At 54.8% G+C, this 8,226-nt stretch carries 8 protein-coding genes and 1 pseudogene; all 9 read left to right on the forward strand.

All coding sequences use genetic code 11. The annotated features are described in order from the left end of the window. Nucleotides 1-140 precede the first annotated feature (140 nt). Nucleotides 141-200: pseudogene (locus tag ABD104_RS30390) on the forward strand (hypothetical protein); the annotation flags it as partial. A 114-nt stretch (nucleotides 201-314) separates the two neighbouring features. After that, nucleotides 315-1,259 (forward strand): hypothetical protein, encoded by a 945-nt coding sequence (locus ABD104_RS29875; RefSeq protein WP_343928858.1) that lies wholly within the window; start codon nucleotides 315-317, stop codon nucleotides 1,257-1,259. Continuing rightward, entirely contained in the window at nucleotides 1,259-2,680 is a 1,422-nt protein-coding gene (locus tag ABD104_RS29880) for an argonaute/piwi family protein (protein WP_087838767.1), read from the forward strand. The genes ABD104_RS29875 and ABD104_RS29880 overlap by 1 nt, the downstream gene beginning before the upstream one ends. A gap of 15 nt (nucleotides 2,681-2,695) precedes the next feature. Continuing rightward, on the forward strand, nucleotides 2,696-4,021 hold the full coding sequence (locus ABD104_RS29885; protein WP_087838766.1) for a DUF3696 domain-containing protein: 1,326 nt from the start codon (nucleotides 2,696-2,698) through the stop codon (nucleotides 4,019-4,021). Continuing rightward, complete coding sequence (locus ABD104_RS29890; protein WP_087838765.1) at nucleotides 4,018-4,545, forward strand: hypothetical protein; 528 nt, start codon at nucleotides 4,018-4,020, stop codon at nucleotides 4,543-4,545. The genes ABD104_RS29885 and ABD104_RS29890 overlap by 4 nt, the downstream gene beginning before the upstream one ends. 14 nt (nucleotides 4,546-4,559) lie before the next feature. Continuing rightward, on the forward strand, nucleotides 4,560-5,255 hold the full coding sequence (locus ABD104_RS29895) for an RNA ligase family protein (RefSeq protein WP_087838764.1): 696 nt from the start codon (nucleotides 4,560-4,562) through the stop codon (nucleotides 5,253-5,255). Continuing rightward, nucleotides 5,252-6,019, forward strand: coding sequence for an HNH endonuclease (locus ABD104_RS29900; RefSeq protein WP_087839085.1), 768 nt, complete (start codon nucleotides 5,252-5,254; stop codon nucleotides 6,017-6,019). Before ABD104_RS29895 ends, ABD104_RS29900 begins: the two co-directional genes overlap by 4 nt. A gap of 13 nt (nucleotides 6,020-6,032) precedes the next feature. Continuing rightward, nucleotides 6,033-7,748 (forward strand): DUF262 domain-containing protein, encoded by a 1,716-nt coding sequence (locus tag ABD104_RS29905; protein WP_087838763.1) that lies wholly within the window; start codon nucleotides 6,033-6,035, stop codon nucleotides 7,746-7,748. Nucleotides 7,749-7,964: 216 nt separating this feature from the next. Continuing rightward, nucleotides 7,965-8,226: helix-turn-helix domain-containing protein (locus ABD104_RS29910; RefSeq protein ID WP_343928859.1), on the forward strand; the 262-nt coding region annotated here is incomplete at its 3' end.

The raw sequence follows: 8,226 nt of genomic DNA on the forward strand, positions 1-8,226 counted from the left end.
GCCAATGATTTGTTCTTCTGTGAAACGCTTCTTCATGCTACCTCCACGGAGGCAGACTCTACATCATTACCGTACTAATCTCGGGGAGCAGGTCAGTCAGCCACAATCTGCATCAGCGTTATGACCGCCTGATTGTCTATATCCTCACAACCAAGCAAGGGAGTTACTCGCAGGTCGCCATTGATACGGCGGCTGGCGATCAACTCAAGTTCAATCCAAAAAACGACATCTGGGACTATCAGGAGTTGTGCTCCAAAGCAGCCGATGCCTCGCCCCAAAGACTGCAAGCTGCCCTCAATCATTTGAATGCGTACATGCGCGGCATCCCAATTGGCTTGGCGGACGAAGATATTGATCCGCCATTGCTGCCCCCGGAATCATTAACCACCAATTTGGTGGATATTTACTTTCCTGCCACCCTGTATGTAGCGCAGTTAAACATCGACCTTGTGGATAGGCATGGAAAAAGAAAGCCGGGATTATGGAGAAAAACGATTCGGGAGTTCAATCAAGAAAATGAACTTCGCTCTCCTTCTTCCTATGTTGTTCACAGCAAAGCGCTGGTTACATTTTTTGACTTAACCGATTCAAATAATCCCTATCGCCACCTGATTGAACCCGGCACGGCGGAAGCTCATCGAAGCAAGGATTTCTGGACAATCGACGAAGATCACGAGCGTGTATTCAAATCCTTATTGCGCTTCTCACTACAACAACGTCTTTTTCAAGAGCGTGTGCGCTGGGAAAATGATGACAAGGCGTTTGTATTCTTACCTTACAAAAATGGAGAGAATCAGCGAGAAGAATCATGGCAAGGAGAAAAAAAGTCCAAGCGCTCGGTGTTTAGCATAAAGCTCAACAAAAAAGACCCCTCCAAAATCTACATGCAGAAACATCTGTCATTTTCAGTAGATTTTCTCCACTTTGACGAAAACTGGCTGATGTCTATTACACCGAGCTGGTTTTTCAGCTATGGCACTGATTTCAAGAAATCCGGCTACAGCCACGACAATTTGAGCTGGATCAAGCGTCAGGAAAATAATCAGCAAGTCGTAAACCATTTCAGATTTATTGCTGCATGGCTACGCTCAATTGATGAAGAAGACCTGTTTTCCGAAAAAAGCGTAAAGGACTCATTCCTGTCTTTCGGGCAGATTCTCAGCTTTGAAGGAGCGCCATCACTGGATGAATCCAAATGGGCAGCCCTGCCTGAGCCATCTGATGATGAAGCCGAACAACGACTGAGGTTTTTTGACTGATGAAATTAGTACACGTCAATGAGCCAAGGCTCGAATTTTTTAACGGTACTCACATCTGCCCACGGCGCGGAATAGCGGCCTATGGGGTGTATGACAAAAATTCACTCACTCGCCGTACTCGTATCCTGCTTGGAGCCATAGGAACGAACAAAGACCTTGAAGACCTGTCAAGTTTGCTTGATAGGATGAAAACTCCCATCCAAGGAGCCGGGAAGGATCACCAAGGCAATCTTTTCCCGAATTTTTGCGGGTTCAACGAAGAAACGGGATTTCATGCCGAACTGGCATTCAACCAAGACTTGGGGCGACAGCTCAGGCAGTCGGATATTGAAAAAATTACCAAAATAGAAAATCGCTCGCAGCGCATAGAAGAGGCCATCAATCTCTACTATGAGGAAATAAAATTTCTCGCACAAAACCGACCTGTTGACGTGATTGTTTGCGTGCTATCGAAATCTATATTCGATGCCGTCAGCAAGGAATCCCCGGTTGAGGGCGAAGAAAAATTGGAGGAGAGCGTCGAGGTTCAATCTGAACTCAATTTCCGACGGGCGTTGAAAGCAAAAGCCATGCACTTGGGGAAGCCGCTTCAATTATTGCGGGCAGACTCGTTAACTTCCGGTGGTAAAGGTCAGCAAGATGACGCAACCAAAGCTTGGAATCTGGCGACTGCCCTGTACTACAAAGCAGGGGCAACCAATCCTTGGCGATTGGAGAAAGCGGAAGGAAACACACTCTCATGTGCGCTGGGTATTGCCTTTTATCGCAGCAAGGACAAAAAAACCCTTAATACCAGCCTGGCTCAAGTTTTCGATGAATTGGGTAATGGCCTCATTCTGCGCGGCACTCCGGTTCACATGGAAAAGGATGATCGCGTTCCACGATTATCAGGGGAACAATCCTACGCGCTTTTCAAGACAGCCTTGGAAGAATACCGCAACGCAATGCGAACATATCCGGGGCGAGTGGTGGTGCATAAAACATCCAATTTCTCTGAGCCTGAAATGTCTGGATTTATGGCCGCAGCTTCTGATCTGCGTATAGACACCGTTGACTTCGTGACCGTCATGGACTCACGCCTCCGTCTTTTCCGAAGTGGCGGATATCCACCTTATCGCGGTACATCCCTTGTGCTGGACGAGCAACGTCAGTTGCTCTACACCCGGGGCTCCATTTGGTACTACAAAACCTATCCCGGAATGTACATTCCCCAGCCGCTTGAGCTTCGGGTTGTGAAGTCAGAACAAAGTCCTGCTTTTCTGGCGAGAGAAATTTTAGGTTTGACAAAAATGAACTGGAACAACACCCAGCTTGATGGAAAGTACCCCATCACGCTTAGTTGCGCCAGAAAAGTGGGGGAGATCATGAAGTATTTGGATGAACATGATCGACCACAAATTCGCTATGGCTACTACATGTAATCTGCGGGACAGAACATGCTTACTCATCTCAAACTGGAGAACTTCAAGATCTGGCGCACCACGGGGCCTGTGCGACTCGCCCCTATCACTCTGCTGCTGGGTGCCAATTCATCGGGTAAGTCCAGTCTGATCCAAAGCCTGCTGCTCATCCGTCAGACCGTCAAAGGCGATGATCCGAATCTAGATCTCAATCTAGGTAACCCCGATACCAGCGACTCCGTCACACTCGGCCAGTTCAAGGATGTGTTGTGTCGCCATGGTGCAGCAACAGAAAGCACGGCGTCCAATCAAGTAGGTATCGAGTTTCGCTGGAGCGAAGCAGGAAATGCCGCTGAATCGACGATTTTCTCGGCACGCTACCGTAAAGGCCAGTCCGGCAGCGCTGAACTGGAGTTCCTGCGTTTGGGCAAAGACGGTCAAGGCTTCAGCGTCCAACGCCGGAAACCCGGGATTTATCGCCTCACGCTGGGCAATCAAATCAAACCTTTGGGGCAAAGCGCGGATTTTCGGCCGCAGCGTTCGTTTGCATTTTCACCCTCTACGCTCAACAAACTGGGTGTGCAGGGGGAGGTGATTCGGCCGGTTGGTCCGGCGTTGCTGGACGAGTTGGGCCGCATCATCTACCTTGGCCCCGTGCGCCGCTTGGCCCAGCGTGACTATGTATGGGCAGGGCGTATGCCTGCCCATATCGGCGACGATGGCGCCAAAGCCGTGGATGCGTTGATTGCCAGCGGTGTGGCGTGCCAGCAAGCCAAGAGGCGTAGTCAAGCCTTGCCAGCGGAAGCCTATCTCTTTGAGCAAACGGTTCATTGGCTGAAGGAGATGAATCTGGCGCACGGTCTTTCCATCCGAGCCCTTGGCAGTTCAGCGCGTCATGAGTTGCTGGTGGAAACCGATGGCCAGGCCAGTAACCTCAAAGACGTTGGAGTTGGAGTGTCGCAGGTGCTTCCTGTCATTGTGGCCGCCCTGTTCGCACAGCCCGGCCATATCGTGATCGTCGAAGAGCCGGAAAGCCATCTACACCCTCTGGCACAGAGCAAGCTGGCTGAATTGCTGGCCAAGGTTAGCAAGGAGCGCAACGTTCAGTTCATCGTCGAGACGCATTCAGAACATTTGTTCCGCCGCATGCAGACCTTGATTGCCCGCGAAGAAGTGTCCGTTGCTGACGCCGCCATGTATTTCGTTGAACGTGATGGCAAGGCCGCGCGATTGAGAACCCTGGAAATGGATGATTTCGGCCGATTGAAGAACTGGCCTGAGGGTTTCTTTGGGGATGCGCTGGGTGAGACCCGAGAACAGGCACGCTTGATGTTCGAGCGCCAGAAGCGGAGTCAGCCATGAGGGCGCGTTATGTCGTGGATACCAATGTTTTGATTGCTGCCAGTGCTGCTGACCCAACTCACCCGAAGGATATTGATGCCACGCCAGATGATCCGACAGAGCGCCAAAAGGTGTGGCAGTGGCTGGACGTTTTTCAGAAAAGCGAATCCCGGCTTGTACTGGATCTGGCGGGTGAAATCTATAACGAGTACACCAATAAGCTGGGGTTCAATGATTTTGGTATCCAAGTTGTCATGCACAAATGGAGCACAGCAGCCGTCGATAACGTTGATGTCGCCTATGACGAGTATGGGTACGGGATATTGCAGCCGCCATTATTGGCTGTCATCCACGATGACGCAGATAAGAAAATGGTCGCCGCTGCGTTGGACTCACACAGGGAGTACGGCGAGGGCTGTGTTGCTTTTGCAGGGGACACCGATTGGCATGATTGGGAGACTGATCTGCTGGCGAACAACGTCTTGTTGGAGCCCATCATTGAAAGTTGGTCACGACAGAAACATGCTGAGAAGCAGGCTCGTTGAATGAGGATCATGCATTGACCGACTTCTTCCGCTTCCCTACCACTCCGCACCTCGCGTGGCTGGCCAAAGACGGCATGCCACGCGACGACAAGGTGTTGTCGCCCACCGAAGCGCAGGCGCTGTTGTCCGGCGATGTGGTCGTGGAGGAGAAGCTCGACGGTGCGAATCTCGGCCTGTCTCTATCACCCGACGGCACCGTGCTTGCTCAGAATCGTGGCCAGTATCTGGGCAAGCCCTATGTTGGTCAGTTTGCGCGTTTACCCGCCTGGCTGGCACAACACGAATCCAGCTTGCTTGCCGTGCTGCGTCCTGAGTTGATGCTGTTTGGCGAATGGTGCGCTGCACGCCATTCACTGGATTACGACACGTTGCCCGACTGGTTTCTGTTGTTCGATGTCTATGACCGCAGCAAGAGGCGTTTTTGGAGCACCTCCCGGCGCAACGCGCTGGCCTCGGAAGCCGGATTGTTCACCGTGCCGCGGGTATCGAGTGGCCGCACCAACCTGGCGGCGCTAAAGCAGTTGGTCATGGAAACCCCCAGCCGCTACCGCGCCGGTCTGCCGCTGGAAGGTGTGGTGGTACGGCGCGAATCGCCCGACTGGTGCGAGGCGCGTGCCAAGTTGGTGCGCCCGGATTTCGCTCAAGCGATCGACACCCATTGGCGCAAGCGCGCCATCGAGTGGAACCGGGTGGATTGGACGCGGACATGAATCCTCTGCAACGCACCATCATCGAAAAAGCCGGCCACGACAACGGCTTCGAGCACGTGCTGTCATCCGCTGGCGATGCGGTCATACTGGCTTCGGCTCGTCATCGAAGCCAGGCGGCAGTGACAGCATTGGCCGGAGGCTTCGAGGTGCGCTTTCAACCTGCCACGCCCGCGCTGCTGCCGGAGTTGTTGCGCAGCTTCCAGCTTTGGGCCGGAGCTGATGACGTATTTCGCGTACCCACCCTGGCCGATCTGGCAGCCCTGTTGCGCCGCGCGGCCAGCCTGTCGCAGGCGTTGCCGAATCAGGCAGTGCGCGACTACCACGTGGCCGTGGCGCAAGCTGTTGAGACGATGTCTGCCGAAGCCCGGGGCACGGAAGTCGAGCGTTTGGTGCGCCAGCGCTTGGGGCAGGAGCGTTACCGCGACGCACTGCTGGACTACTGGGGTGGTGCGTGCGCAGTGACTGGCGTCGCGGTGACTGAAGCCCTGCGTGCCAGCCATGCCAAACCCTGGGCCGAGTGTGCCGACGATGCCGAGCGGCTGGATGCCTTCAACGGCTTTCTGCTGGTGGCCAATCTCGATGCGCTGTTCGATCGCTTTCTGATCAGCTTCGACGATGCCGGGCATCTGCTGACCAGCACCCGCCTGTCCCAAAGCGATCTGCCTGGGCTTGGCATTCATTCGGGAATGAGGTTGCGCTGGCTGGCCAGCGAGCACCGACATTATTTGCAGTGGCACCGCGAGCGCTTCCTGCTCGGTGCCTGATCGAAGGAAAAACATGGCCAAGGCCGAAGCAAGCGTTGAAGAACTGGTATCAATGATCGAGCGGGGCGAACTGCGCTTGCCGGAGATGCAGCGCCAGTATGTGTGGCGCTCCACGCGAGTGCGTGATCTGCTGGATTCGCTGTATCGCGGCTACCCATCCGGCGCAATCCTGCTTTGGGAAACGGATGAAGCTGTGCCGCTGCAGGATTTCGCGGTCAGCCAGAGCACGAATCCTTACCAGAGCACGCGGCTTCTGCTGGATGGTCAGCAGCGTCTGACATCGCTCTCTGCCGTTATTCGCGGCGAGCCAGTATCGGTGCGCGGCCGTCGTCGGCCTATCGACTTGCTGTTCAACTTGGAGCATCCCGACCAGTTGGCGGTCGTGACCGAAGTGGAAGAGAACGGCGACGACGAGGACGATGCCGACGACGATAGCGAACTGATTGGCGATGAGACGGACTCGACCGAGGACGAACTGCTCAAGCGCTTCAACAAGATGACTTTCGTGGTGGCCACGAGGAAGCTGGAGCAGTTGCCGCATTGGGTGAAAGTGTCGGAAGTGTTCAAGACCGACAACGATGCGCCGTTCCTCAAACGTGCCGGTATCAGTGGTTTTGATGATCCGCGGTACGAGAAGTACAGCCAGCGCCTGGCCCGGCTACGTGGCATCCGCAAGTACGTTTATCGGATGGACGTGCTGGAACGCACGCTTTCCTACGATGAAGTCACGGAAATCTTCGTCCGGGTCAATTCACTGGGAGCCAAGCTGCGCAGTTCGGACTTGGCTCTGGCTCAGATCACCGCCAAATGGCGGCACTCGCTGCAGACGTTCCAGGATTTCCAGAAGGCATGCGCCAAGACGGGCTTTGACCTTGATCTCGGTTTGCACTTGAAGAATCTGATGGCGTTTGCCACCGGTCAATCACGTTTCCAGATCGTGGGTAGCCTGAATGTGGAGAAGCTGCAGAAGGCATGGAAAGAAGCCTGCGATGGCATGGAATTCGCGCTCAACTTCCTGCGCAGCAATCTTGGCATCGATAGCCCGGCACTGTTGTCGTCGCCTTTCCTGCTGGTGGTGCTGGCGTATTTCGGGCATAGCCGCAACTATGCGCTGAGCAACGATGAGGCCCGCCAACTGCGCTACTGGGCCTTGGCCGCCAATGCCAAAGGCCGTTTCTCGCGGGGTTCCAGTGAGACCATTCTGGATCAGGATTTGGCGATCATCCGCAATGGCGGCGGCGTCAATGAACTGATCGACCGGCTGCGTCTGCAGTTCGGCCACCTTGAGATCACGCCGGAAGAGCTGGAGGGGCGCAACCAGCGCAGTGCGCTGTTCAAGACCATGTTCCTGGCGTTTCGTGCGGCAGGTGCCAAGGATTGGCGCAGCCACCTTGCCATTGCTCTGGACCACTCGGGCAGTCAGCACCGCTTGCAGTTTCATCACATTTTCCCCAAGGCATTGCTGCGCGGCAGCTACACCCCTCGCGAGGCCGACGACATCGCCAACCTGGCTTTCATCGGCGGCAAAACCAATCGTGCGATCAGCGACAAAGCGCCTGTGACCTACCTGTTGCCGCTGGTGGCACAGCACGGTGCAGCACCATTCGCAGCACAGTGCATCCCGGTGGAGGAGGAACTGCTGGCACTGGATCACTACAAGGCGTTCTTGCAAGAGCGCCGTAAACGCATCGCGGCGGCACTGAATGCTTTCATCCATGCGGTCGCTTGAACTGTCAGCGCCACCTTGTTGCCACAAGTACTGCTGGAGGCGCCGGCGGCTGGACAGGAGCCTGCACCGTAACATCGTAACGCTACGTTATCGTAGCGTTACGATGGTCACCGCATGATCGCTCGCGGCAGCTATCGCAGCCATCTGCTTTCACGAATAATTAAAGTCCACTAAAATGGTTCTTACGCAATTTTTTTCGCGATAAGGGTCATAAAAGTGACTTTTCATCTCTCGACTTCCGCTGAGATTCTGCACGCGCTGGGTGTTCGTCTGCGCGAGCAGCGGCTTGCCCAATCGCTCACGCAGCGTGAACTGGCGCAAATGGCCGGGTTGTCGCTGGGGGCGTTGCGCAAACTCGAAAGCGACGGCCAGTGCTCGCTGGTGCGTATTTCGGCGAACGTGACCGCCGATTTCGGGAACGTGACCGATCCAGCAGGATTGGGGCGTTGCGCGGTGTCGATTGTAGATTTCCTTGTTA

This window comes from Pigmentiphaga daeguensis (assembly GCF_039523035.1).
GTDB classification, from domain to species: domain Bacteria; phylum Pseudomonadota; class Gammaproteobacteria; order Burkholderiales; family Burkholderiaceae_B; genus Pigmentiphaga; species Pigmentiphaga daeguensis.